Here is a 26,069-nt window from a genome sequence, read left to right on the forward strand (position 1 = left end):
AATGCTTCATCGACTGGTTCCTTGCTCGCCGCCCTGCCCGCGTCACGCCGGCAGCTTGAAGTCGGCGACCGAACGACGCAGGTCGGCCGCCAGCTGCGCGAGGTGGCCGATCGATTCGGCGGTCTGCCCGGCACCCTGCGAGGTCTGGCCGGTGATCTGCCGGATCACGCCCATGGTGCGGGTGATGTCCGAGGCCGCGGCCGACTGCTGCTGGGCGGCGATGGAGATGTTCTTGATGAGGGTGTTCAGTGCATTGGACACGCGCTCGATTTCGGTCAGCGCGGTGCCGGCGTCCTCGGCCAGGCGTGCACCGGATACCACTTCGGCGGTGGTCTGCTCCATCGAGGTGACCGCTTCGTTGGTATCGGCCTGAATGGCCTGCACCAGGTTCTCGATGCGTCGGGTCGCGCCGGAGGTACGTTCTGCCAGGCGCTGCACTTCGTCGGCCACGACCGCGAAACCGCGGCCCGCTTCACCGGCCGAAGCCGCCTGCACCGCCGCGTTCAACGCCAGGATGTTGGTCTGCTCGGAAATGTCGTTGATCAGTTCCACGATCGAGCCGATTTCCTGCGACGACTCGCCCAGGCGCTTGATGCGTTTGGAGGTTTCCTGGATCTGGTCGCGGATCTGGTCCATGCCCTGGATGGTCTCGCGCACCACGCCTGCACCCTCGGCGGCGATCACCACCGAACGCTGTGCCACGTCGGCCGATTCGGCCGAGTTGCGCGACACCTGCTCGATGCTCGCCGCGATTTCGCCGATGCGGTCCGACGCCGAGGTGATCTGGTTGGCCTGGTGGCCCGCCGCCTCTGCCAGCTGCATGGCAGTGGCCTGGGTCTCCTGGGTGGACAGCGCGACCTTGGCCGAGGTGTCGTTGATGGTGGTCACCAGGTGGCGCAGCTCGTCGACCGCGTAATTGATTGCGTCGGCGATGGCGCCGGTCATGTCCTCGGTCACCGAGGCCTTCACCGTCAGGTCGCCCTCACCCAGCGAGGAGATTTCGTCCAGCAGCCGCATGATCGCCTGCTGGTTGCGACTGTTGAACTCCACCTGGGTCTGGTAGCGCAGTTCCTGCTCGCGCGAGCGGCTGCGCACGTTGGTCGAGACGAAGCCGATGATCGCGATCAGCGACAGCGCACCGGAGACCACGCCGATCCAGAAGTTCGGGAACAGGCGGGTATCGGACACCGAGCCGAACGAGGAAAACGCCTCGAACAGCTTGCGGCTGTCGTCCAGCATGTGCGCCGAGCCCTGGCCCAGCGCGGTGGCGGCCGACTGCGCGGCGAACAGCTGGCGCGAGCTGGCCAGGATCGCGTCGGCGTCCTGCTTCATCGCCTGCCACTTCTGCTGCGACTGCTCCAGCGCGGCCACGGCGGCGGCACCGCGCACGGCAGTGATGCCCAGTTCTTCGTTGCCATTGCGCAGGCCGTCGAGCACCTGCGAGAACACGGTGATGTCGCGGGCCAGTGCATCGCCCGAGGTGGCAGCGGCGCTGCCACCGGCACGCATTTCGGTCACGCGGCGAGCCATCGAACCGGCCACCACCACCTGCTGCAGCGCGCTGTACACCTGCGCCGACGGTGCGCCGGAGGCGGACATCGCACGCACCAGTTCGTTCAGCTGGGCCTGCAGGCCCGGCACCGCGCCGGTGAAGTTGTTGGCGTTGCCGGCCAGTGCCAACACCGCCGGCTCGCTGGCGACCAGCTGCCCGGCCTGTTTGCCCAGCGGCGCCCAGGTTTCACCCAGCGTGGTGATCGCGCCGGACACGCCCGGCTCCTTGCCGTAGCGCCCCTGCAGGGTCGACACGTTCTGTTCGATCGCGTTGCGGGTCGCCTTGAAGGCGGTGAACGCCTGCGCGTTGCCGCCCACCGCGTCACGGCCCTGGTTGGCCAGCTGCTGCGACAGCACCTGCAGGTCGGCGGCCTTGGAGCCGGCATCGGCCAGGCGACTGCCCTGCCAGGTGGCGACGCCGGTGTTGACGCCGAACAGGATCATCGATGCCAGCAGCAGGAACAGCCAGAGGTTGCTGCCGCCCAGCCGCAGCTTGCCGGTCTTGGTGGCGTCCGAAGCAGTACTCATCGTTCAACCTCGATCTTCAATGCAGGGGGCGATGCCCGGCCTCAGGCCGCGGCTTGCCGGAATTCAGGGGTACGCGACAGCAGCGAGAGGGAGAACACACCCCAGTCGTGGCCGTCGGCGTGGAAGGCGCGATCGACGAAGTGGCCGTAACGCCCTTCGGCCAACGTACCGGCCGCGATCTGCTGGTCCAGTTCGAAGCTGCGCTGGCCGAACAGTTCATCGATGGTCAGGGCGACGTCGCCGCCGGCCTGGCGCATGATCAGCACGCGCTGGCCTTCCTGCTGCACGGTACGCGTGCCTTCCAGGAAGTACTTCAGGTCGACCACCGGGAACAGGTTGCCGCGCAGGTTGCCCACGCCCAGCAGCCACGGCTGCGCGCACGGCACCGGAGTCACCGGCGGCATCGGCACGATTTCCACCACTTCACGGAAATCGGACACCAGCCGGCGCTGGCCGACGCGGTACCCCACGCCACGCCAGAGGTCCTGGGCGAACTGCCGCTCGGGCAGCTGCACCGCATGGGCCAGGCTGCGCCGTTCGTAGGCTTCAAGAATGTCGAAGGGCGAGCGCATCAGGCCACCAGTTCGTTGATCCGCGCGATCAGTTCATCCTCGCGCGGCGGCTTGACGATGTAGTCGGCCGCGCCCTGGCGCAAGCCCCATGCCTTGTCGGTTTCCATCGCCTTTGTGCTGACGATGATCACCGGGATGTGCTTGATCGCCGCATCACGGGCCATCGCGCGGGTGGCCTGGAAGCCGCTCATGCCGGGCAGGACCACGTCCATCAGCACCAGCTGCGGCACCTGGTCGCGGACCAGCTGCAGTCCATCCTCGGCGTTGTCCGCTTCCAGCACCTCGTGGCCGGCACGGCGCAGCCACTGGGTGAACACCGCGCGGTCGGTCGGTGAATCCTCGATCAGAACGATACGAGCCATTGTGCCTTTCCCCCCTGGTCAGGCGTTGACGTATGTGCGGATGGCACCCAGCAGTTCTTCACGCGTGAAAGGCTTCGTCAGGTATTGCTCCGAGCCGACGATGCGTCCCCGCGCCTTGTCGAACAGGCCATCCTTGGACGAGAGCATGATGACCGGGGTCGCCTTGAACAGCTGGTTGCCCTTGATCAGCGCACAGGTCTGGTACCCGTCCAGGCGCGGCATCATGATGTCGACGAAGATGATCTGCGGTTGCTGGTCTGCGATCTTCGCAAGCGCTTCAAAGCCGTCGGTGGCGGTCACCACCTCGCAGCCTTCGCGCTTGAGCAGCGTTTCCGCAGTCCTGCGGATGGTCTTCGAATCATCGATGACCATCACCCGGAGTCCTGCGAGTTCCCCGCCCGCAGTCGTGTTTTCAGTCATTGCCTATCCCCAAGCGCACGGCCCGATCTCTGGCGGGGGCCGCTACGAAAGCGTATCTATATCGCACTTTCCGCGCCCGCTTCAAGGCCGCCCCATGGCGCGGGGCATGGCACCCTCCTGAACGTGACGGGTTTCGCAATGACTGCGCGAGCGCCGGGCGGACGCTGCGTTGCAGTACGGCGGGGAGGCGCGCGACCGGCGTTGCCGCTACCATCAACGCCTTGCCTGACAGGTGCGCCCATGCCGTTGAACGTCATCGTGGTGATGGATCCCATCGCCCACATCAAGATCGCCAAGGACACCACCTTCGCCATGCTGCTGGAAGCCCAGCGCCGCGGCCATGCCCTGCACTACGTGCGCCCGGGCGGCCTGGCCCTGGAGGGCGGCGTGGCGGTGGCCCAGACCGCGCCATTGCAGGTGCGCGACGACCCGGCCGGCTGGTACGAGCTGGGCGCGTTCAGCCGCACCGAATTCGGCCCCGGCCAGATCGTGCTGATGCGCAAGGACCCGCCGGTCGACGCCGAATACATCTATGACACCCAGGTGCTGGACGTGGCCGCAGCGGCCGGCGCCTGCGTGGTCAACAACCCGCAGGGCCTGCGCGACTACAACGAGAAGCTGGCCGCCCTGCTGTTCCCGCAGTGCTGCCCGCCGACCCTGGTCAGCCGCGACGCCAAGGCATTGAAGGCCTTCGCGCTGGCGCATGGCCAGGCCGTGCTGAAGCCGCTGGACGGCATGGGTGGCCGCTCGATCTTCCGCAGCGGCCAGGGCGACCCGAACCTGAACGTCATCCTGGAAACCCTGACCGACGGCGGCCGCAGGATGGCACTGGCGCAGAAATTCATCCCGGACATCACCGCCGGCGACAAGCGCATCCTGCTGGTCGATGGCGAGCCGGTCGACTACTGCCTGGCGCGCATCCCGCAGGGTGATGAATTCCGCGGCAACCTCGCCGCCGGCGGGCGTGGCGAAGGCCGCCCGCTGAGCGAGCGCGACCGCTGGATCGCCGCCCAGGTCGGCCCGGAAATGAAGCGCCGCGGCATGCGCTTCGTCGGCCTGGACGTGATCGGCGATTACCTGACCGAGGTCAACGTGACCAGCCCGACCTGCGTGCGCGAACTGGATGCGCAGTACGGCCTGAACATTGCCGGCACCCTGTTCGACGCACTCGAGGCCGGCCTGCGCTGATGCCGTCCGCACCTGCCGTACTGCCCCCGCCGCCGCGCGAAGCGCAACGGCTGGGGGCAACCATCGCGCTGTCGGTGCTGGTCCACGCCCTGCTGATCCTGGGCGTGGGCTTCGCCGTGAAGGGCGATGCGCCGCTGGTGCCGACGCTGGAAGTGATCTTCAGCCAGACCCGCACCGCGCTGACCCCGAAACAGGCCGATTTCCTGGCTGCGGCCAACCAGGAAGGGGGTGGCGAGCACGACCGCGCGCAGCGTCCGCGCGACAACCAGGCCGGCATCGTGCCGCAGGCCCAGTCCGGAATCAGCCCGGTTCCACAGCAGCAGCAATCGGCCGCGCCGGTTCCACCGCCACAGGCACGGGTGGTCAGCAGCCGCAATGGCGAAGAGGTGGTGGCGCAGGCACAGTCCCGCCCCACGCCGGATCAGCCCGAACCGGATGCGCCGTTGAGCGCACGCGAGCAGCGCGATGTGGAGATGGCGCGGCTGGCTGCCGAAGTGCATCTGCGCTCGGCGCAGTACGCCAAGCGTCCGAACCGCAAGTTCGTGTCGGCCAGCACGCGCGAGTATGCCTACGCCAATTACCTGCGCGCCTGGGTCGACCGTGCCGAGAAGGTGGGCAACCTGAACTATCCGGACGAGGCCCGGCAGCGCCGCCTCGGCGGCCAGGTGGTGATCAGCGTGGGCGTGCGCCGCGATGGCAGCGTGGAGAGCAGCCGGATCCTGCGTTCAAGCGGGACGCCGTTGCTGGATGAGGCGGCGCTGCGGGTGGTGAAGCTGGCGCAGCCGTTCCCGCCGTTGCCGAAGACCGAGGATGAGATCGACATCCTGCAGGTCACCCGTACGTGGGTGTTCCTGCCGGGCGGCACCCTGCACGACGACCGGTAGGGGTTTGTTGCCCGGGCCTGCGGCCCGGGACCCGCTGCAAGGCTGGAGCAACGTCAAAATCAACGTCAACAGCAGCGGTCAGGATGCTGGGCTTGGCGGGGCGGTGTCGGGTGGCGGGGACGCCGCAAGTACGTCCCTGTAAGCTTAGCCGCGGCATCCATGCCGCGGATACCCCGCAACCCGACACCGCCCCGCCTCTGACAGATCGCGGCGCACCATTGCTTTGGTAGGTGTCGACCTTGGTCGACACACATCCACGCCACGCGTGGATGCGAGCGAAGCGACCCGCTTTTGACTTTGAATTTTCTTTTCTTGATTTTCCGTGGCGGACGCACACGGAAACTGTCAAAGGCCGGGCGGGTGGGCTGCGCAGGGGCGTGAGCCGCATGGATGCGGCGACCGAGCTTACATGGACGTACTTGCAGCGCCCCCTGCGCAGCCCACCCGCCCGGCCAAACCACGGCTTGTGCTTTCGCCCTCCGCCACGAGGGGCTCAGCCGTTGGCCTTCGCCTTCGCCTCGCGCGCGGCCTGCTGCTCGGCCAGGGTCAGTGCCACGTTGTCACGCAGGTACGCCGGCTCGACCTTCTCCGGTGCAATGGCTTCGCCGCGAGCGAACGCCGGCACCGCCAGTGCCAGTACATCCGATGCCCGCGGCAGCGCCGTCGCATCAAAGCCGCGCAGGCCGTTGCCCAGCTGGGCCACCAGTGCCCCCTCTGCTGCACCGAAACCGGTGCCGACACCGTAGGCCGACATCCCTCCCGGCAGCGCAACCGCAGCGGGTGCGCACACGCGTTCGGCATCACGAGCCACCGGCAGGCCGTCCACACGCTCGAAGCGCGCGAAATACAGCTCGCCCATCCGTGCATCGATCGCCGACAGGATCTGCGTTTCTTCTGCCGGTGCCCGCAGCGCCAGCACCTGCAGCGTCGAGACCGGCAACAGCGGGCGGTCCAGAGCCAGTGCGATGCCCTGGGCAATGGCGATCGCCAGGCGCACGCCAGTGAACGCACCGGGGCCGCGGCTGAGCGCAATGCCGTCCAGCTGGCGGCGGCTGATGCCGGCGTCGGCCAGCAGCGCCTCGGCCCACGGCAAGCTCAGTTCGGCATGCCGGCGCGGGGCGATCTCGAAGCGTTCCAGCACCTGCCCATCGACATGCAGGGCAACGGAACAGGCTTCGGTGGCGGTTTCAAAGGCGAGCAGTTTCATCGGATCGGGTCAGAACAGGGGGAACGTGGCACCGGGCGCCGGCTCGGGGCCGGTCGCAACAGCGGCCGGGGCAGCCGCATCATCGGCCACGGGCGCCCATTGTGGCGTAAAGAAGGCCTGCACATCGGCCAGGCTGCGGGTACGGCGGAACGGCGGCAGTGAATCGAGGAAGACCCGACCATAGCCACGGTTGAGCAGGCGCGGGTCGCACAACACCAACACACCACGGTCGCTCTCGCTGCGGATCAGGCGGCCGACGCCCTGTTTCAGCGCAATCACCGCCTGCGGCAGCTGCTCATCGCGAAACGGATTGCCGCCCTGGCTACGGATCGCCTCCAGCCGTGCCTCGTACACCGGATCGTCCGGTGCCGCGAACGGCAGTTTGTCGATCATCACCACGCTCAGCGCCTCACCCACCACGTCCACGCCCTCGCGGAAACTGGCCGACCCCAGCAGCACGCCATTGCCCGATTCGCGGAAGCGCTGCAGCAGCGTCGCGCGCGGCGCCTCGCCCTGCACGAACAACGGCCATGGCCCATCACGCAGTGCCTCGGCGGCCTCGCGCAATGCACGGTGCGAGGCGAACAACAGGAATGCCCTGCCGTGCGAGGCCTGCAACACCGGCCGCAGGGTCTGGATCAGCGCAGTGCCGAAGCCACGTGCGGCCGGATCGGGCAGGCCTTCGGGCAGGTAGCACAGCGCCTGCTCGGGCCAATTGAATGGACTCGGCTGGACCAGCGTATGCGGGTCGTCCAGGCCCAGGCGGGTGGCGATGTGGTCGAAGCCACCGCCCACGGTCAGTGTCGCCGAGGTGAAGATCCATGCCGCGCGACTGCGCTCGCGATGCTCACGCAACGGGCCAGAGACATCCATCGGCGTGCGCTGGCAGCGGAAACCACGTGGCGTGAGCTCGTACCAGAGCACATCAGCGGCACTGGCTGTGTCCGCCGGATCGGTATCGAAGTCGAGCGTGGGCTCATCATCGCCCAGCCAGCGGCTGAGTCGCGAGACCGCCTCGCGCGCCCGCGCGTGGCAGGCATCCAGGCCCGCAGCCGCTTCGCGCAGCGGCTGCAGTGCCCGCTCCAGGGTCACCAACCCCGCCATCACCGTATCGAATCCGTCGCGCACCTGTGGCATCGCCAGCGCGCGCCATTGCGTGCCACGCGACGGCAGTCCCTCCATCGCCGAGCGCAGCGCCAACAGCGACTGCTGCAACTGGTCGACCGGTTCCTGCAGCGCCGACTGCGCGCCTCCCACGCCACGCGCTTCGGCCAGGCAGTCGCGGCCCAGTTCCTGCCACGGGCGCATGCCGAAACCTTCGCCGAAGAACTGCGCGGCCAGCTCGGGCAACTGGTGTGCCTCGTCGATGACGAAGGCCTGGGCCCCCGGCAGCAGTTCACCGAAACCGTCCTGCTTCAGGGCCAGATCGGCCAGCAGCAGGTGATGGTTGACCACGACCACATCGGCGGCCTGCGCACGCTGCCGCGCACGCACCACGAAGCAGTCATCCCAGAACGGGCAGTCGGTACCCAGGCAGTTGTCGACGGTGGAGGTGACCATCGGCAGCAGCGGCGAATCATCGGCCAGGCCTTCCAGTTCGGCGATGTCACCGAACTCGGAACGACCGGACCAGGCCAGGATGCGCTGGAACTGCGCCGCCTGTTCAGGGCTGGAGAACCGCGGCTCGCCCCGCGCCTGCTGCAGGCGATAACGGCACAGGTAGTTCGCGCGTCCCTTCAGCAGCGCACTGCGCAGGCCGACACCGAGCGCCTGGCGCACGCGCGGCAGGTCACGGTGGTAGAGCTGGTCCTGAAGCGCGCGGGTACCGGTGGAAATGATGGTGCGCAACCCGGACAGCAGCACCGGCACCAGATAGGCGAAGGTCTTGCCGGTGCCGGTACCGGCCTCGGCCAGCAGCAGATCGCGCTGCTGCATCGCGTCGGCGATGGCTTCGGTCAGGCGCAGCTGGGCCGGGCGCGGGACGAAGGCGTCCAGATGCGAGGCGAGCGCGCCGCCGTCGCTGAGGGCTTCGCGGCTGGCATGGACAAGGTCGGACATCAGAGGGAAAGGATACCCGGCCGGGCGCTGCCCGGCACCCGTTTCAAGCCAGAGCACCAGCAAAAGCAACGGCAACAGCTTGGTTCATGGCTCTGGGTTTCTACGTGCTGGGCGGGTCGGGAGGGGCAGGCAGGACACGCCGTAAACCCATCCCTGGGGGCTCGATGGCGCCATCCATGGCGCCAACGGTCCTGCCTGCCCCTCCCGACCCGCCTTCGACAGTTTCCCGGTGACGGAGGGACGCGCTCCGTAGCGTCGAGCCTGCTCGACTGGCAGCTCAGAAGCTGTGGCAGGAACGGGAAAAGAAGATGGACTACTGCGAGCGCGCGCAGCGCGCGACCCGCTTTTGATTTTCTTTTTCTTTTCCGTGGCTGGCCGCACACGGAAATTGTCAGAGGTCGGGCGGGGTGGGTTCGCGGGGGTGTCCGCGGCATGGATGCCGCGGCCAAGCCCCCATGGATGGGTTCACGGCGTCCCCCGCGAACCCACCCCGCCCGGCCAAGCGCGGCTTTTGCTTCACGCGGCCAAACAGCCAGCCACGAGGGGCTGCGCCGTTGGCAGGAAACCTAGTACCGCTTGATCCCAGGCACAGTGCAGCCTTCCAGCTGCGCATGCGCCGACACCGCATTCTCCTTCTCGCCCCGCGCCAGGCGCGACTGCTCGATCGTCGCCCAGTGCCGCCGGCACAGCGGCCCGGTCTTCGAGCCCAGATCCACCGCCTTGCGCGCGAACGCCTCCGCCTGCGCCCACTGCCCCTGCAGCAGTGCCAGTTCGGCACGTTCCTGCAGCACTGCCGGGTCGCCGGCGACGATTTCCAGCGCGTGGTCCAGGCTGCTGGCGGCACCGGCCAGGTCGTTCGCCTGGCGTTGCGCCTGCGCGGTCACCCGCAGGTCTTCCACCTGCGAATCACGCAGCGGCTGCACCGACAGCTCCTTGTCGTCAGGACCTGCGGCCGCATCCACCGCCGCCAGGCGCTGTGCCGGCGTAGTGGTATCGACCGGTTTGATCACCGTCGGTGCACTGCTCACGCAGGCGGCCAGGGCCAGGCTGAGGCCGGTCAGGGCCAGGGGCTGCAGCAGGGATCGCATGTTCATCGGCATCATCGGCTCGGGGGAGGAGTGGCGGCGGGCGCCGCAGCAGGTTCGGCAGGCGGTTCCGGCTTGCGGTCCAGGCCGAACCAGCTGCGCCAGCCACCGCCCTCGCCTTCGGCACCCTGCCCGTCCGGCGACACCGCCGGCGCACACGGAGCATAGGCCGGCGCATAGCCGACCACGAACGGGAAGCGGCGCGCTCCCGGGCAGCCCTCATCAGTCGTGTTGAGGCCGGTGGCGGCCACCGACTGCCAATCCAGGCCCTTGTTGCTGACCCGCAGCGGCGCACTGGGAAGGCGCTGGAAGATGCCCGACCAGACCCGCATCGCGCCGGTGGCACCGTACAGGCCGGCCTGCTCGTTCTGGTCGTTGCCGATCCAGATCACCGCCAGGTGATCACCCGTGTAACCGGCATACCAGCTGTCGCGACCATCGTTGGTGGTACCGGTCTTGCCGGCGGGCTGCAGGCGGCCCAGGCCATCGGCGTTCAAGCGCTGCGCGGTGCCGCTGGAAACCACCTGCTGCAGGCCGACACTGATCAGGTTGGCGGCAATCGAGTCGCCCTCCTGCGCCGGTGCGGGGGTCTTGTCATAACGCTTGAGCAGCTTGCCCTGCGGATCGAGCACGCCACGCACCGCGTGCAGCGGCTGGATCTCGCCACCGGACGCCAGGAACTGGTACAGCTGCGCCATCGCGTACGGGCTCTGGTCGGTCGAGCCGAGGATCACTGCAGGGTTGGCCTCAGCCTTGATGCCCGCCAGCACATGGATCAGCTGGGTCACGCGCTCGGGACCAACCTGCATGCCCACGCGCACCGTGGCCTGGTTGTAGGAATGCGCCAACGCATCGATCAGGCGCACTGTACCGTGGCTGCGGTTGTCCGCGTTGCCGGGGTTCCAGTTGCGGCCGCGGCCGAGCTGCACGGTCACCGGTGAATCATCGACCCAGCTGGCCAGCGAGTAACGATCCGGCTGCGCCAGCGCCAGCAGGTAGACGAACGGCTTCAGCAGCGAGCCGACCGGGCGCTGTGCTTCGATCGCGCGGTTGAAGCCCACCTCGGACACTTCACGGCTGCCGATCACCGCCAGCACGTCACCGTTGTGCACGTCGGTCAGCACCATGCCGGCCTGCAGTTCGGGACGGCGCTTGCTTTCCAGCGACTTGATGGTGCGGGTCACCGCGCCTTCGGCATAGGCCTGCGCGGACGGCGACATGCCGGTCATCACGCTCAGGCCGGCGCCCTGCAGCGCCGATTCCGGATAGTCATGGCCGAGCTGGCGGCGAACCAGGTCCACATAGGCCGGGAAGCGGTTGGCTGCCACCAGGCCCGGCGTCTTGGGCACGCCCAGCGGCGCCTTCAGCGCACGCTGGTACTCGGCATCGTCGATCAGCGTCGCCTCGTGCAGCTTGCCCAGTACGAAATTGCGGCGATCCAGCGCGCGTTCCGGGTTGCGCCGCGGGTCGTAGAAGGACGGGCCCTTGACCAGGCCGATCAGCAGCGCGATCTGCTCGGTTTCCAGCGACTGCAGGTCACGGCCGAACCAGAACTCGGCGCCGGAAGACATGCCGTGGATGGCCTGGCTGCCGCGCTGGCCCAGGTACACCTGGTTGAGATAGGCCTCGAAGATGGTGCGCTTGTCGTAGCGCGCTTCCATGATCAGCGCGTACAGCACTTCGTTGAACTTGCGGGTGACCGTCTGTTCCTTGCCGATCCCGAGCAGACCGCTGCGGGCCAGCTGCTGGGTCAACGTGGAAGCACCCTGGCGGCTCTGGCCACCGGAGCGGATCGTCACCCACACCGCGCGCGCGATGCCGGACAGATCGATGCCGTGGTGACGATTGAAGTCCTTGTCCTCCACCGCCTGCAGGCCGGTCACCAGCAGGTCCGGCGCCTCGTCCATGCGGATCAGGCGGCGTTCTTCCTGCTTCTGCCCGTACAGGGTGGCAATACGTGCCGGGTCCAGGCGCGCAGCCTTCAGCGCCTTGCGGTTGTCGGCGTCACGCAGCGAGGCGACCGCACCGTCGGCCAGCGACAGTTCCAGCCGGCGCGGTGCGACGCGGCCATCCACGTCGTTGTAGCCACGGCTGGAAATGACGAAGCGCCCGCCGTTCACCGCATAGGTGGCCGGCTCCTTGCCCTGCCCGTCATCGCGGTAGGCGGATGCGGCGAGCTCGGTCTTCAGGGTCGCCGCGTCCATCGCCTTGCCCGGCGTGAGCACCAGCGGGCGTGCGTACACGCGGGTCGGAATCTGCCAGCGAAGTTCGCCGAAGCGCTGGGTCACCTGTTGGTTCAGGTACAGCGTATAAGGGATCAGGAAGCCCAATCCCAACGCGACCGCAGCCATGCTCCAGGTGATCAGGCGACGCCGCCACAGCGGGCTGTCGTCCTGCTGGTCGTCGTCGTCGAAATCGTCGATGTCGTCGGAATCGTAGCGTCGGGGCACGGGGATGCAGGCAGGTAGGGTCTGGCGAGTCTAACGCAGGCGCCGCGGTGGCTGGCAGGCGATGGCCCGCGGTTTCACTGCAGTTCAAGCAGCGCGCGGCGCCCGCCACCCGGCCCAGGCGCCCGCAAGCGCTGCCCAGCCCCCTTTCCAGCCGCCCCCCGCCAGGCAGACGTTGGCCAGGCGTGCGATCAACCGCGGCGCATCATGGGCGATCCAGCCTGCCGGCACATCCACGCGGCGATACAGCTGCAGTCGCGACCAGGCCATGCGCCAGGCGAGCGCGTGAAGTCCCTGGAAGCGCTCCGGCGCCACCACCACGCCACGCTGCCCCAGCAGATCGGCCAGGGCGAGCAGGCGCCGGGCCGTGCGCTGGCGTGCCTGCGAATCGAACAGATCGAGATGGCGCAGGCGTTGCAGGAAACCGCGGCGACTGGCACCGATCTGGTTGTTGCCATGCTGCCGGTAGTCGATGGTCGGTTCGGCCAGCATGTCCAATCCTCCACGCAGCGATGCGTGGACCGCCAGCCATTCGTCGTGGCTCCAGCCCGGCGGGACCGGCAGCGATTCGGCCAGCAGGCCACGGCGCAGCGCACAGGTGGCACCGGTGATGAAGTTGCGCAGCAGGATCGCGTCGATCGCAAGGCCCGAGCGTTCCAGCTCGACTTCAGCCGGATGGACCACCAGTACCTCCAGCAGCCGCTGGCCCAGCGGCGCGCCCTGCGCGTCCACCAACCGCGCATCGCTGTGCAGCAGCAACAGGCCCTGATCGGCGTGGAAGCGCTCCACGTAGCTGCGGACACGCCCCGGATGCCAGACATCATCCTGGTCGCACAGGAACAGGATGTCGGCCTGGCAACGCATCAGTGCGTCGGCGAAATTGCGCACATAGCCGAGATTGCGCGCGTGCTGGACGATCTCGACACGGATGCCAAGCGCCTGTGCGCGCGGCACGAAGGCCTGCAGCAGCTGCGGCGTCTGGTCGCTGGAACCGTCATCGCCGATCATGATTTCGTTCACCGGAAGATCCTGGTCGAGGATGCTGTCCAGCTGGGCCTGCAGGTAGCGCGCACCGTTGTAGGTGCACAGCGCGACGCCAATGCGCTCGGCAGGGGCCGATCGGGATGGCGCGTCAGGCATCGAACGTACTCGCGGAAACAAGGGCCGGGGGATGGTAGCAGAGCCCCCCAGGCGGATGGATACGGTGGCTGGCTAGCCGTTGCCGGGATGCGCAGCGATCCGCTGCAGGGCCTGGGCCGCGCTCATCGGTCGCCACGTGTCCGCGTCAGGCTGGAACGGCCGCGGATGTACGCCCAGCAGCGCCTGCAGCGGGCCGTTGTCCGCAATCAGATCCTGCTGCAGGCGTGACACCGGACCACGCGCTCGCGGCAGCACCGCAGCCAGGCCTCGCAGTGCACCGCCCGGCAACGGCAGCGCCAATGTTGGCTGTGCCAGGCTGGCGTGCACGCGGCGGAACATCGCTTGGTACGGCAGGCGCTCGCCGCCGCCGATTTCCAGCACCCGCGCCGACGCTGCGCCGGTGGCGATGCAGGCCACCACGGTGCGGGCGATATCGTCGGCATGCACCGGTTGACGCAGGCCTCCCACCAGCGGTATCGGAAACAGGCGCAGACGCAGCGCACGCTGCACGATCGGGGTGATGCTGCGGTCGATGCCGGCCCCATAGATCAGGGTTGGCCGCAGGATCGTCCACCCCATGCCAAGACGTTCGGCCTGCGCAATCAGGCCCGCCTCGCCCCGCTGCAGCATCGCCACAACGTCCTGTTCGTCGGCCTGCTCGGAATGCTGCTTGCTCAGCACGCTCATCGAACTGGTGGCGATGACCTGCCGCGCCGGGGCCGCCGTTTGCCGCGACAACCATTGTGCCAATGCTTCAAGGGGGCCAAAGCTGGCAATGGCCTGCCACTCCGGAGACGGCACGCTGTCCAGCGCAGCCGCCAGGTCCCCACACAGCCACTGCACGCCGTCCTGTGCCGGTTGCGGTCGCCGGCTCACCGCCTGTACACGCCCATGCGCCTGCACCAGGCGCGGCAGCAGGAACCGGCCGATCTGGCTGGTGGCTCCGGAAACGAGGACGGTCATCGGCACTCCGTGGGGATGTTGCGAGGGGTGGCTACTATAGCGGCCCCTCCGGCAGCGGCGGGCTCAGGGCGACGACACCCCGATGTCACGCAGCCGCTGCCGCAACTGCTGGTACTCACTGCTGGAAGTGCCAACGCCAAGCTCGCCCGCCTGCTGGAGCGCACGTTCAGCAAAGGCGACATCACCGTTGCCCAATCGCTCGCTGCCGATCGCAAGCCAACGCTGCGCGAGGCGCTGGCGGGCAGCAGGCAGGCCACCCGCGGTGGGGGCCAGCGTCTGCCAAGCCTGCAGGCAGGCACCTGCAGCCTGCACCCGGTTCTGCCGCAGGTTGTCGTCGAAGCAACTGCGACTGGCGGGCAGCAGGCGCGCGGCAGCGGCCTTCACCCGTGCATCGCGCGGTGCCAGCGCCTGTGCTTCGCGCAGGGCATCGAATGCGCTGTGCCCCGGCGGGCTGATCCATTGCCCTGCGCGCTCGGCGCGTTCGATCCGGCGCAGGTGATCGCGCAGCTCGCGTTCACGCTGCGCGTTGCCCACCGCGGGCTGCTGCAGTGCCCCACGGGCCTGCCGTGCACGCTGCAGGCGCTGCGCCAGTTGCTGTTGTGCCGCCTGCGAAGCGCCCAGCGCTTCCGCCAGCACGGCATCACGCTGCGCCGCCTCGAACTGGAAATCGTCGGCCTGGACCTGGCTTCGCGCCAGCACCGCCTGCAGCACCTGCTCACGGCCCCGCTGGGCAGTGGGATCATCCGGCGCCACCGCCAGCACGGCCAGGAACCCCTTTGCGGCACCTTCCAGCTGCTGTCGTTTCAGTGCGCGCTGTGCCTGCCGCAAGCGCTCGTCGACCGCCCGTGCCAGTGCCTCCTGGCTGGCGGGCAGATCGGAGTGGCCTGCGTCGAACAGGCGCGCGCGCTGCAACGTCGCAGCGGATTCAGCCAGTTCCCCGCGTCCGGCCAGCGTGCGCGCGTGCTGCAGCAGATCGCTCAGCGCGTCCTCGCGCCCCTCCAGAGCAGGCAGGTTGTCCGGCTGCAGTGCCAGGATGCGCTGGAACAGCGGCAACGCACTGCTGTCGCCATCGTCCAGCCGGCCGGCCGCGAACGCGTTGCGGGCCTGGGCCAGCAACGCGCCTATACCGGCGCCGGCGCTACGCCGCGCCTGCAGTTGCCGGGCCACGGCGTCGGCGTCGCCCTGCGGCACCTGCAGCTCGCGGGCCAGCGCCAGTGACTGCGCGCTGCCGTCAAGATCGTCGCGCTGCAGCTTGTCGCGGGCCTGCTGCAGGGCCGCCGCTGCGGTTCGTGCAAGGCCCTGGCGGGCCTGCGGCCGATCACCATCCAGTGCCAGCACCGCCTGGTAGCGCTCCCGCGCACCACTGCCGTCGGCCGCACTCAGCCGGCCGGCGGCGAGCGCACGATCACCTTCGACCAGCAGCTGTTCGATCTGCGGCTCATCCCAGAACCAGTCGGCCAGCGGCTTGCGCAGCAGCACCAGCAGCACGAACACCGCCAGCGCCGCGACCAGCGCCCAGCGCCAGACCCGCCGCGCATGACGTGCCTGCAGCCACCACCAGCGGCCTTCGCGACGGACGCGATCCAGCGCAGGATGTTCAGCGCCATGCGGGCGATGCGGGGGCTCGCGTTCCATGCGTGCAGGGTAGCCGGGGCAGCGTGAAGCTCAGCCGAGGCGACGCGCCTCGCTCACGCCCGGCAGCGCGTCCAGCTTGCCCAGCAGGTTCGACAGCTGGTCGTAGTCGCTGACCTTCAGCCGCAGGCGCAGATGGGCACGGCCACTGTTGCGCACGTTGTCACTGTGGATGTCCAGCACGTAGGCGTCTTCCTGGGCGATCAGGTTGGTGATGTCCTTCAGCAGCCAGCGTCGGTCGACCGCATCGACCACCACGTCCACCTCGTAGCCGCCCCCGGCCTGGCCCCATTCCACCGGCAGGATGCGCTGCGGGCTGGTGGCCGCCAGCCGGGCCAGCGCGGCACAGTCTGCCCGGTGCACGGTGACACCGCGGCTACGGGTGAGGTAGCCGACGATCGGTTCGCCGGCCACCGGCTGGCAGCAGCGCGCCAGCTGCACCAGCAGGTTGCCCACGCCCTGCACCGTGAACTTGGACTTGCCCAGGTTCTCGCGGCGGGCGGTCGGGCGCGGAAGCGTCGGCGCAGGGGCCGGCTGGCTGGCCGCGCGTTCTGCTTCCAGCAGGGTTCGGCTGACCTGGTTCGGGCCGGTATCGCCCAGCGCCACCTGGATGTAGAGGTCATCAACGCTGTCGGCGTGGAACTTCTTCGCCGCCACCACCAGATCCGAATGCTGCAGGCCCAGGCGCTTCAGCTCGCGCTCGAGCAGTTCGCGCCCGGCCTGCACGTTGCGCGCGCGGTCCAGCTTGTGGAACCAGCTGCGCACCTTTTCGCGCGAGCGGTTGCTGGCCAGGAAGCCCAGCGCCGGCATCAGCCAGTCGCGGCGGGGGTCGGCTTCCTTGCCGGTGAGGATCTCGACGCGATCGCCGCTGCGCAGGCGATAGGTCAGCGGCACGATGCGGCCATTGACCTTGGCGCCACGGCAGCGGTGGCCTACCATCGTGTGTACCTGGTAGGCGAAATCAAGCGGCGTGGCTCCCTGTGGCAGGTCCAGCACCTCGTCCTTCGGGCTGAGCGCATAGACCCGGTCCTCGGTCAGCTCGGCGTCGAGTGCGCCGGCCAGCTCATTGCCCTGCCCGTCCTGTGCCTGCTCCAGCAGCTGGCGCATCCAGGTGATCTTGCGATCGAACGACTTTTCCGCGCCCTTGCCGCCTTCCTTGTACTTCCAGTGCGCGGCCACGCCCAGCTCGGCCTGCGAATGCATCTCGTGGGTGCGGATCTGCACTTCGATCGTGCGCCCTTCCGGGCCGACCACGGCGGTGTGCAGCGAACGGTAGTCGTTGGCCTTCGGGCGTGCGATGTAATCGTCGAACTCGCTCGGCACCGGCGCCCACAGCGCATGTACCACACCCAGCGCGGCGTAGCAGGCGGCCACGTCGTCGACCATCACCCGCACCGCGCGGATGTCGTACAGCTGGTCGAACGCCAGCCGCTTCTTCTGCATCTTCCGCCAGATGCTGTAGATGTGCTTGGGGCGGCCACTTACTTCGGCATGGATGCCCTGTGCGGCCAGCTCGCGCGACAGCTGCTTCTTCACGTTCTGCACGTAACGCTCGCGCGCCACGCGGGTTTCGTCCACTTCACGCGCGATGCGGCGATAGGTTTCCGGCTCCAGGTGGCGGAACGCCAGATCCTCCAGCTCCCACTTCAGCTGCCAGATGCCCAACCGGTTGGCCAGCGGCGCGTGGATGTCGCGGGTCAGCTGTGCCAGCGCCCGGCGCTGTTCGTCGTCCAGCTTGTCGGCAGCGCGCATTTTCGCAAGCTGCCGGGCCAGCAGGATCGGCACCACGCGCAGGTCGCGGATGATCGCCAGCAGCAGGCGGCGCAGGCCCTCGCTGTTGCGCCCGGCCTCCCGGCCAGCATGCAGCGCCCAGACCGGATCGGCGGCGTCCTGGCCGTCGAGCAGGCCGATCACCGCCGCCTTGTGGTTGCCCAGCGGCAGCTGGTCCAGGCTGGCGCGCAGGCCGGGAAGGTCGAACAACAGCGCGGCGACCACCGCGCCTTCGTCGGCCGAGAGCATCGACAACGCATCGAGGGTATCGCCCAGCACCGACCAGCTGGCGCGCATCTGGTGGTCGCAGTCCGGTGCTTCCCAGTGCTCGCGCAGGGCCTGGCGCAGCGGAGCGGGCAGCACCGCTGCGGAGGGACGGTTCAACAAGGCATCCAGGCCGGGGACAGAAGCGCGGTTCACAGCATCGAGCAGGCAAGACAGAGGTTCCTACACTAGCGCCGGCGCCGTTCAGGGACAATCACCGCGGCCACCATCACCCGGCATGAAGACATGCCGCTACACTCGCGGGCAAACCCAGGAGAGTTCCGCCATGCCCTCGATCGCCCCGCGTTTCCGCCCACGGCTGCTGGCCTGCGCCGCACTGCTGCTGTCCCTGTCGGCACCTGCGCTGGCCCAGCGCGTGGTGGACGGTGACCTGCAGCAGCAGATGTCGCCGACCGAGTTCAAGGCGGCCGGCCTGGACAAGCTGAGCGCGCAGGAACTGGCCACGCTCAACCGCTGGCTGCAGGGCAAGGTCGAAGCAGCGACGACCCAGGCGGTAGCGGCGGTGCGCGAAGAAGCCCGCGAACAGGGCCGCCAGGAAGTGATCGTGAAGAACCGCGGGTTCTTCGATTTCGGCAGCAGCGAGCCGATTACCGGCGTACTGCAGGGCGAGTTCCGTGGCTTCGGCAAGGGCCGTGTCTACGTGCTGGACAACGGCCAGGAATGGGAGCAGACCGACAGCACCAGCGTGGTCGGTGTGCGCAAGCAATCGCCCAAGGTCAGCATCAAGCCTGGCGTGATGGGCGTGTGGTACATGAAGGTGGACGGCGTGAACAGCCAGCCCAAGGTGCGCCGCTCCAAGTAATAGATCCACGCCACGCGTGGATGACATTCCACCGCACCCCGCCGGTCATTGTCCGGCGGGGTCGGGCCGGGGGTTACGAGGCCTGGCGCAATGCGCTCACCCGCTGCGCCAGCTTCTTCGCGGAGATGCCGGTGCGCGCGCCCAGCTCCTGCGCGAACAGCGACACCCGCAGCTCTTCCAGATCCCAGCGCAGCGCCTGCCATTGCGGGCGATCGCGCAGGCCCTGCTGCTCGCCCACCTCCAGCGCTTCCAGGAATGGGTGCAGTTCCAGCATGCGCGCCTGATCACGCGGCGGATCACGCTTGGCGCGCTCGGTGCGCAGGATCATCGCCTTCAGGTAACGCGGGTACTGGGCAAGGGCATCGGCCGGCGTATCGCGCAGGAAGCCGGGGTGGATCAGCCCGGCCAGCTGCGCTTCCATGTCGTCCAGGTTGCCGCGCGCCCAGCCCATCAACGGCGCCTCCAGCATCGGCTTCAGTTCCGCCACCAGCGCCAGGATGGACTCGGCCAGTTTCAGCCGCGACATCGCCTCGCCGAACAGGGTCTTGGCCGCATGCTCGCGGCGTTGCTCGAAGGCTGCCGCATCGCGGATGTCTTCCAGGCCTTCGGCCAGCACCGCGTTCATCGCCGCATCCACCAGGTCTCCACGCAGGCGTTCCTGCGATTCGATCGCGGCATACAGCAGGCCGGTCTTGGCGCCCACCGGCAACTGCTTGCGCGCCTGCTTGACCTTCTCGGCCAGGGCAATCTCCAGCAGCCGGCGCACGCCCAGCGGGTGTGCCTCCTGTGCCTGCTGCCGATCGGCGAAGATGCGCAGCGCCACGCTGTCGCCCTCGTCCAGCAGCGCCGGATAGGCCGGAACGCCGGCTTCACCGGGTACCTGCAGCGGAATCGGCGTGGCCGGGAACGTGCGCAGGCCGTCAGCCGCCATTTCGCGCCCGGCACGCGCTGCGAAGGCATCGCCGGCACGGCCACCAAATTTCGCGCGCAGCGCTTCCAGATCGCGCGAAGTGGCCAGCACCTTGCCCTGTTCGTCGCGCAGGCGCAGGTTCATGTGCAGGTGCGGTTCGATCGAACCCGGCTCGAAATCGAGCGCGGTCACCGTGGCGCCGGTTGCGCGTGACAGGAAACGCGCCAGCTCGCCAGTGATGGCATCGGCGCTGGGCTGCGGGAACGCCTCGAAGAACGCGCGTCCGAAATCCGGGGCCGGCACGTAGTTGCGGCGCATTGCCTTGGGCAGGCTGCGGATCAGCGCCGACGCCTTGTCGGCGACGAAGCCAGGTGCCAGCCAGCCCAGCTGCACCGGGTCCAGTGCATTGAGCAGGTGCAGCGGCACATCCAGGGTCACGCCGTCATCGTCGGCGCCCGGCTCGAAGCGGTAGTGCAGCGGCAAGCGCGCCTGGCCGAGCGCCAGGTACTTCGGGTAGCGCTCCTGCTCGCTGCCCTCGCCGGGCAGCAGGTCTGCCAGCGACCAGTGCAGGGTCTTGCGCTGTTCCGGCGCCAGTCCCTTCCACCAGGTATCCAGGCCCGCGGACGAATGGATCTGCGGCGGCACCCGGTCCAGGTACCAGCGTGCCTGCCAGTCTTCGTCGGCAACGATGCCGGCACGGCGCAGCTTGGCCTCTTCCTCGCGGGCCAGGTCCAGCACCTTCTGGTTGTCGGCCACGAAGCTGGCGCGGGTGTTGATCTCGCCGGTCACCAGCGCCTGGCGCACGAAGATGTCGTGCGCTTCAATGGGCTCGATGCGGCCGTAGTGCACCGGCTTCTTCGGTGCCAGCACCAGGCCGAACAGGCTGATCTGCTCGGACGCCAGCACCTGTCCCTGCGCGCGCGACCAGTGCGGGTCGAAGTGCTTGCGCAGCAGCAGGTGCGGCAGCTCGGCGATCACCCAGTCCGGCTCGATGGCGGCCAGGGTCATGCCCCACACCTTCTGCGTGTCCAGCAGGTTGGCCACCAGCAACCACGGCGGCGGCCGCTTGGACAGCGCCGAACCCGGGAACGGCAGGAAGCGGCGCTGGCGTGGTGCCTGGAAATCGCCCTTCTCGGTGCGGTGGCCGATCTGCGTCGGCAGGCCCGCCACCAGCGCCCGGTGCAGGGTCTGGTAGGCGGCAGCGCGTGCACGTTCGCTGAAGCCCCCACCGGCGGGCGCCTGTTCCTTCTGCGCGCGCACCGCCACCGGTGCGGGTGCAGCCTCCGCTTTGCCTTCGCGGGCCAGGCGTGCAGCGCGGTGCAGCTGGCCGCGGGTAGCCTTTACCGCGGCTGCGTCATCACGCGCCGGGGCCGGCGCACTGCTGCCGGCCAGCAAGGGTGCCATCGACGCATCGACAGCCTCTTCCTTCCAGCCCAGTTCTTCGCACAGCAACCGCAGCTGCCGGTGCAGCTCACGCCACTCGCGCATGCGCAGGAAACCGAGGAAGTGGCGGCCGCACCAGTCGCGCAGCTTGGACTGGGTCAGGTCTTCATGGGCCTGCCGGTAGCCATCCCACAGGCGCAGCACGCCGACGAATTCCGAACGCCCATCGGCAAACTGCGCATGCGCGCTGTCGGCCGCACCACGCGCTTCGGGCGGGCGTTCGCGTGGGTCCTGGATGCCCAGGAACGAGGCGATCACCAGCATCGGCCGCAGGCAGCCGGCGGCCTGCGCGGCCACCAGCATGCGCGCCAGCTTCACGTCCACCGGCAGGCGGGCCATCTGCTTGCCGATGGTCGTCATGCGCCGTTCGGCGTCGATCGCGCCCAGTTCGGTCAGTTGCTGCCAGCCATCGGCCACCGCACGCTCGTCCGGGGCTTCCAGGAACGGGAATTCCTCGATGCGGCCCAGGCCCAGCTGCAGCATGCGCAGGATCACCCCGGCCAGGCTGGAGCGGCGGATCTCCGGATCGGTGAACTCCGGCCGCGCCTGGAAATCGGCTTCGGCGTACAGGCGGTAGCAGATGCCCTCGGCGATACGACCGCAGCGGCCCTTGCGCTGGTTGGCGCTGGCCTGCGAGATCGGCTCGATGTGCAGGCGGTCCAGCTTGTTGCGCGGGCTGTAGCGCTTGACGCGGGCGAAGCCCGGATCGACCACGTAACGGATGCGCGGCACCGTCAGCGAGGTTTCCGCCACGTTGGTGGCCAGCACGATGCGCCGGTTCGGTCCGGGATTGAATACCCGGTCCTGGTCCTGGTTGGACAGGCGCGCGTACAGCGGCAGCACCTCGGTGTTGCGGTACTTGCGCCGTTCCAGCGATTGGTGCGCATCGCGGATCTCGCGTTCGCCCGGCAGGAAGATCAGCACGTCGCCACGTGAATCCAGGCGGGTGATCTCGTCGATGGCCGACACGATGGCATCGTTGACGGTGCGTTCGCCCTGGTCTTCGCCCTCGCCTTCCAGCGCGCGGTAGCGCACCTCCACCGGGTAGGTACGGCCTTCGACGCTGATCACCGGCGCATTGTCGAAATGCTGGGCGAAGCGTTCGGTGTCGATGGTGGCCGAGGTGACGATCAGCTTCAGGTCCGGGCGCTTGCGCAGCAGCTGCTTCAGGTAGCCCAGCAGGAAATCGATGTTGAGGCTGCGTTCGTGCGCCTCGTCGACGATGATCGTGTCGTAGTTCGACAGCCAGCGGTCACTGGCGATTTCCGCCAGCAGGATGCCGTCGGTCATGAACTTGATGCGGCTGTCGTCGCTGACCTTGTCGTTGAAGCGCACCTGGTAGCCCACCAGCTGGCCCAGTTCGCTCTGCAGTTCCTGCGCCACGCGGCTGGCCACCGCACGTGCGGCAATCCGTCGCGGTTGGGTGCAACCGATCATGCCGGCCTGGCCACGGCCTGCGGCCAGGCACAGTTTCGGCAGCTGGGTGGTCTTGCCCGAGCCGGTTTCACCGGCAATCACCACCACCTGATGGTCGCGGATCAGCCCGATGATGGCGTCGGCTTCACGCGCAATCGGCAGCTGCGGGTCCAGAGTAATGGACGGCTGCTGTTGCGCCCGCACCTGCCGGCGCTGCACCGACGCCTGCAAGGCCTGCTCGAAGGTGGCGGCCAGCGCCGCATCCTGTGGCTTGGCCTGGCAACGCGAGAGCATCCCCAGCAAACGGCCCCGGTCGCGGCTCATGGCGCCGTCGATGGCGGCGCGCTGTTGGCGCAGGCGGGGCGATGGATTTTTATCGATAGAGTTCATCAATCGGTTCGTTCAAAACTTTGAAAGCGACCAGTCATCACGACCGGTTTATTGTGAAGGCCAACGATTCCACAAGGAGGAACCCCATGGCGAAGACCAAGAGCACGACCAAGGCCAAGACCGACAAGCAGAAGCTTGCAGCGGCGGCACCGTCGGCACCGAACATCGATATCGGGATCACCCAGGGCGACCGCAAGAAGATCGCCGACGGTCTGTCGCGCTTCCAGGCCGATGCGTTCACGCTCTACCTGAAGACGCACAACTTCCACTGGAACGTGACCGGGTCGATGTTCAACTCGCTGCACACCATGTTCGAGACGCAGTACACCGAGCAGTGGGCGGCACTGGACGACGTGGCCGAGCGCATCCGCGCGCTGGGCTTCAATGCCCCGGGCTCCTACCGGGAGTTCGCTGCGCTGACCTCGATCGCCGAGGAACCGGGCCTGACCGACAGTGCGGACTGGCGTGAAATGGTACGCCAGTTGGTGGTCGCCAACGAAGCGGTCTGCCGTACGGCACGTGAAGTGCTGGAGGTGGCGGCCAAGGGTGACGACGCTCCGACCGAGGATCTGATGACCCAGCGTCTGCAGACGCACGAGAAGTACGCCTGGATGCTGCGCTCCCTGCTGCAGTAAGGGGTGGGGGTGTTCGGCAGGGCTGCGCCCTGCACCCGCAGAGGCCGAAGCAACAGCAACTGCCAGAGCAAGAGCAAGAGCTGGTTTCCTGTGGGTTGGCGGGGTGGGTCCGGTTGCGGGAGACGCCGTAAACCCGTCCTTGGGGGCTTGGCAGCCGCATCCATGCGGCTGACACTCCCGCAACCGGACCCACCCCGCCCTTAGACAGGCTTCCGCGATCTGTCGGGCCAGAGCTGGGGGTCGGATCCGTTTTCCTACCGAAAACGGATCCGACCCCATTTTGTTTGTCGATATCTGACAGATTTCATCCACGCATGGCGTGGATCTACGAGCCGCCGGCCAACTGTCGAAGGTGGGGCGGTGTCGGAGTGCGGGGTGTCAGCCGCATGGATGCGGCTGCCAAGCCCCCAGGGACGGGTTCACGGCGTCCCCGCACTCCGACACCGCCCCGCCAACCCACGGATAGCCCGCTTTTGACGTTGACGTTGCCGTTGATTCGGCGGGTGCAGGGCGCAGCCCTGCCGACTCCCCCGCCGAGGTAAACTAACCGGATGGCTTCCCGTCCCGCGCACGACCTGCTCCAACGCGTCTTTGGTTACGACGATTTCCGTGGTCCGCAGCAGGACATCGTGGAGCATGTGGCTGCCGGTCACGATGCCCTGGTGCTGATGCCCACCGGCGGCGGCAAGTCGCTGTGCTACCAGGTCCCGGCCCTGCTGCGTGACGGATGTGGCATCGTCATCTCGCCGCTGATCGCGCTGATGCAGGACCAGGTCGAAGCCCTGCGCCAGCTCGGCGTGCGTGCCGAGTACCTGAATTCAACCCTGGATGCCGAGACCGCCGGCCGCGTCGAGCGCGAACTGCTCGCCGGTGAGCTGGACATGCTCTATGTCGCTCCCGAGCGGCTGCTGACCGGTCGCTTCCTGTCGCTGTTGTCGCGCAGCCGGATCGCCCTGTTCGCCATCGACGAAGCACACTGCGTGTCGCAGTGGGGCCATGACTTCCGCCCCGAATACCGCCAGCTGACCGTGCTGCATGAGCGTTGGCCGCAGATCCCGCGGATCGCGCTGACCGCGACCGCCGACCCACCGACCCAGCGCGAGATCGCCGAGCGTCTCGATCTGCAGGAAGCGCGCCACTTCGTCAGCTCTTTCGACCGTCCCAACATCCGCTACACCGTGGTGCAGAAGGACAACGCCCGCAAGCAGCTGACCGATTTCCTGCGCGGCCACCGTGGCGAGGCCGGCATCGTCTACTGCATGTCACGGCGCAAGGTCGAGGAGACCGCCGAATTCCTGTGCGGCCAGGGGTTCAATGCCCTGCCCTACCACGCCGGCCTGCCGCCGGACGTGCGCGCGAACAATCAGCGCCGCTTCCTGCGCGAGGACGGCATCGTGATGTGCGCCACCATCGCCTTCGGCATGGGCATCGACAAGCCGGACGTGCGCTTCGTGGCGCATACCGACCTGCCCAAGTCGATGGAAGGCTACTACCAGGAAACCGGCCGCGCCGGTCGCGATGGCGAGGCCGCCGAGGCATGGCTGTGCTACGGCCTGGGCGACGTGGTCCTGCTCAAGCAGATGATCGAACAATCCGAGGCCGGCGAAGAACGCAAGCAGCTGGAGCGGGGCAAGCTCGATCACCTGCTGGGCTACTGCGAATCCATGCAGTGCCGCCGCCAGGTGCTGCTGGCCGGTTTCGGCGAGACCTATCCCCAGCCCTGCGGCAACTGCGACAACTGCCTGACACCGCCGGCCTCGTGGGACGCGACCATTCCGGCGCAGAAGGCGCTGAGCTGCGTTTACCGCAGCGGCCAGCGCTTCGGCGTCGGCCACCTGATCGACGTCCTGCGTGGCAGCGAGAACGAGAAGGTGAAGCAGCAGGGCCACGACAAGCTCAGCACCTACGCCATCGGCCGCGATCTGGATGCGCGCACCTGGCGCAGCGTGTTCCGCCAGCTGGTCGCCGCCAGCCTGCTGGAAGTGGACAGCGAGGGCCACGGTGGCCTGCGCCTGACCGATGCCAGCCGCGACGTGTTGACCGGCCGCCGCCAGATCAGCATGCGCCGCGACCCGGCCAGCAGCACCAGCGGACGCGAACGCAGCGCACAGCGCACCGGCCTGTCGGTGCTGCCGCAGGACCTGGCCCTGTTCAATGCCCTGCGCGGCCTGCGTGCCGAACTGGCGCGCGAACAGAACGTGCCTGCCTTCGTGATCTTCCACGACAGTACCCTGCGCAACATCGCCGAGCAGCGCCCGACCAGCCTGGACGAACTGGCCCGGGTCGGCGGCATCGGTGGCACCAAGCTGAGCCGCTACGGCCCGCGCCTGGTCGAGATCGTGCGCGAAGAGGGGTAGCGCCTGGCCGTGTCCGGCGACCCG

The 26,069-nt window shown here is 68.2% G+C and carries 18 protein-coding genes; 5 read left to right on the forward strand and 13 right to left on the reverse strand.

Translation table 11 applies throughout. From position 1 onward, the window contains the following. Positions 1-42: 42 nt before the first annotated feature. Genes ACZK4H_RS16570 through pilG form a run of 4 tightly spaced genes read right to left on the reverse strand, consistent with a single transcriptional unit; the run spans position 43 to position 3,433 of the window. On the reverse strand, positions 43-2,079 hold the full coding sequence (locus ACZK4H_RS16570) for a methyl-accepting chemotaxis protein (protein WP_099552039.1): 2,037 nt from the start codon (positions 2,077-2,079) through the stop codon (positions 43-45). 41 nt (positions 2,080-2,120) lie between these two features. Beyond that, positions 2,121-2,651: a chemotaxis protein CheW gene (locus ACZK4H_RS16575; RefSeq protein ID WP_005410716.1), complete on the reverse strand. Its 531-nt coding sequence runs from the start codon at positions 2,649-2,651 to the stop codon at positions 2,121-2,123. Then, positions 2,651-3,013: a response regulator gene (locus ACZK4H_RS16580; protein WP_005410717.1), complete on the reverse strand. Its 363-nt coding sequence runs from the start codon at positions 3,011-3,013 to the stop codon at positions 2,651-2,653. Before ACZK4H_RS16580 ends, ACZK4H_RS16575 begins: the two co-directional genes overlap by 1 nt. An 18-nt stretch (positions 3,014-3,031) precedes the next feature. Beyond that, positions 3,032-3,433 carry a twitching motility response regulator PilG gene (gene pilG, locus ACZK4H_RS16585; RefSeq protein WP_005418455.1) on the reverse strand — a complete coding sequence of 134 codons (402 nt, stop codon included), beginning with the start codon at positions 3,431-3,433 and terminating at the stop codon, positions 3,032-3,034. Positions 3,434-3,673: 240 nt separating this feature from the next. On the opposite strand from pilG, the gene gshB reads away from it, so the two are divergent. Then, on the forward strand, positions 3,674-4,621 hold the full coding sequence (gshB, locus tag ACZK4H_RS16590; protein ID WP_099552038.1) for a glutathione synthase: 948 nt from the start codon (positions 3,674-3,676) through the stop codon (positions 4,619-4,621). Further along, a complete protein-coding gene (locus ACZK4H_RS16595; RefSeq protein WP_099552037.1) occupies positions 4,621-5,505 on the forward strand; it encodes an energy transducer TonB family protein in 885 nt (294 codons plus the stop codon). Before gshB ends, ACZK4H_RS16595 begins: the two co-directional genes overlap by 1 nt. A gap of 493 nt (positions 5,506-5,998) precedes the next feature. Here ACZK4H_RS16595 and tsaB read toward each other — a convergent pair whose 3' ends face one another. The 8 genes from tsaB to ACZK4H_RS16635 all read right to left on the reverse strand — a co-directional run bounded on the left by tsaB (position 5,999) and on the right by ACZK4H_RS16635 (position 18,227). Further along, positions 5,999-6,712, reverse strand: coding sequence for a tRNA (adenosine(37)-N6)-threonylcarbamoyltransferase complex dimerization subunit type 1 TsaB (gene tsaB, locus ACZK4H_RS16600; protein WP_099555240.1), 714 nt, complete (start codon positions 6,710-6,712; stop codon positions 5,999-6,001). A 9-nt stretch (positions 6,713-6,721) separates the two neighbouring features. Next, positions 6,722-8,770, reverse strand: coding sequence for a DNA repair helicase YoaA (locus tag ACZK4H_RS16605; protein ID WP_099555242.1), 2,049 nt, complete (start codon positions 8,768-8,770; stop codon positions 6,722-6,724). Between the two features lie 566 nt (positions 8,771-9,336). Further along, on the reverse strand, positions 9,337-9,873 hold the full coding sequence (locus tag ACZK4H_RS16610; protein ID WP_099551951.1) for a hypothetical protein: 537 nt from the start codon (positions 9,871-9,873) through the stop codon (positions 9,337-9,339). Beyond that, complete coding sequence (gene mrcB, locus ACZK4H_RS16615; RefSeq protein WP_099551952.1) at positions 9,870-12,305, reverse strand: penicillin-binding protein 1B; 2,436 nt, start codon at positions 12,303-12,305, stop codon at positions 9,870-9,872. The genes ACZK4H_RS16610 and mrcB overlap by 4 nt, the downstream gene beginning before the upstream one ends. 84 nt (positions 12,306-12,389) lie before the next feature. After that, positions 12,390-13,442: a glycosyltransferase family 2 protein gene (locus ACZK4H_RS16620; protein ID WP_099551953.1), complete on the reverse strand. Its 1,053-nt coding sequence runs from the start codon at positions 13,440-13,442 to the stop codon at positions 12,390-12,392. A 72-nt stretch (positions 13,443-13,514) separates the two neighbouring features. Further along, a complete protein-coding gene (locus tag ACZK4H_RS16625) occupies positions 13,515-14,405 on the reverse strand; it encodes an SDR family oxidoreductase (protein WP_099551954.1) in 891 nt (296 codons plus the stop codon). 63 nt (positions 14,406-14,468) lie between these two features. Then, positions 14,469-16,040: a hypothetical protein gene (locus ACZK4H_RS16630; protein ID WP_099551955.1), complete on the reverse strand. Its 1,572-nt coding sequence runs from the start codon at positions 16,038-16,040 to the stop codon at positions 14,469-14,471. A gap of 30 nt (positions 16,041-16,070) precedes the next feature. Continuing rightward, a complete protein-coding gene (locus ACZK4H_RS16635) occupies positions 16,071-18,227 on the reverse strand; it encodes a bifunctional (p)ppGpp synthetase/guanosine-3',5'-bis(diphosphate) 3'-pyrophosphohydrolase (RefSeq protein WP_099551956.1) in 2,157 nt (718 codons plus the stop codon). Positions 18,228-18,357: 130 nt separating this feature from the next. Here ACZK4H_RS16635 and ACZK4H_RS16640 point away from each other — a divergent pair, with 130 nt between their 5' ends. Next, on the forward strand, positions 18,358-18,894 hold the full coding sequence (locus ACZK4H_RS16640; RefSeq protein WP_099551957.1) for a hypothetical protein: 537 nt from the start codon (positions 18,358-18,360) through the stop codon (positions 18,892-18,894). Positions 18,895-18,967: 73 nt separating this feature from the next. Here the strand turns inward: ACZK4H_RS16640 and hrpA are convergent, their stop codons facing one another. After that, a complete protein-coding gene (gene hrpA / locus ACZK4H_RS16645) occupies positions 18,968-23,053 on the reverse strand; it encodes an ATP-dependent RNA helicase HrpA (RefSeq protein ID WP_099551958.1) in 4,086 nt (1,361 codons plus the stop codon). Positions 23,054-23,139: 86 nt separating this feature from the next. Between hrpA and ACZK4H_RS16650 the strand changes: the two genes are divergently transcribed. Beyond that, a complete protein-coding gene (locus ACZK4H_RS16650; protein WP_478472993.1) occupies positions 23,140-23,688 on the forward strand; it encodes a Dps family protein in 549 nt (182 codons plus the stop codon). A gap of 551 nt (positions 23,689-24,239) precedes the next feature. Beyond that, the gene (gene recQ / locus ACZK4H_RS16655) at positions 24,240-26,045 is read left to right on the forward strand and encodes a DNA helicase RecQ (RefSeq protein ID WP_099551959.1); all 1,806 of its coding nucleotides are present in this window, start codon (positions 24,240-24,242) and stop codon (positions 26,043-26,045) included. Positions 26,046-26,069: the final 24 nt, after the last annotated feature.

The organism is Stenotrophomonas sp. 78350_Sma (genome assembly GCF_056482105.1).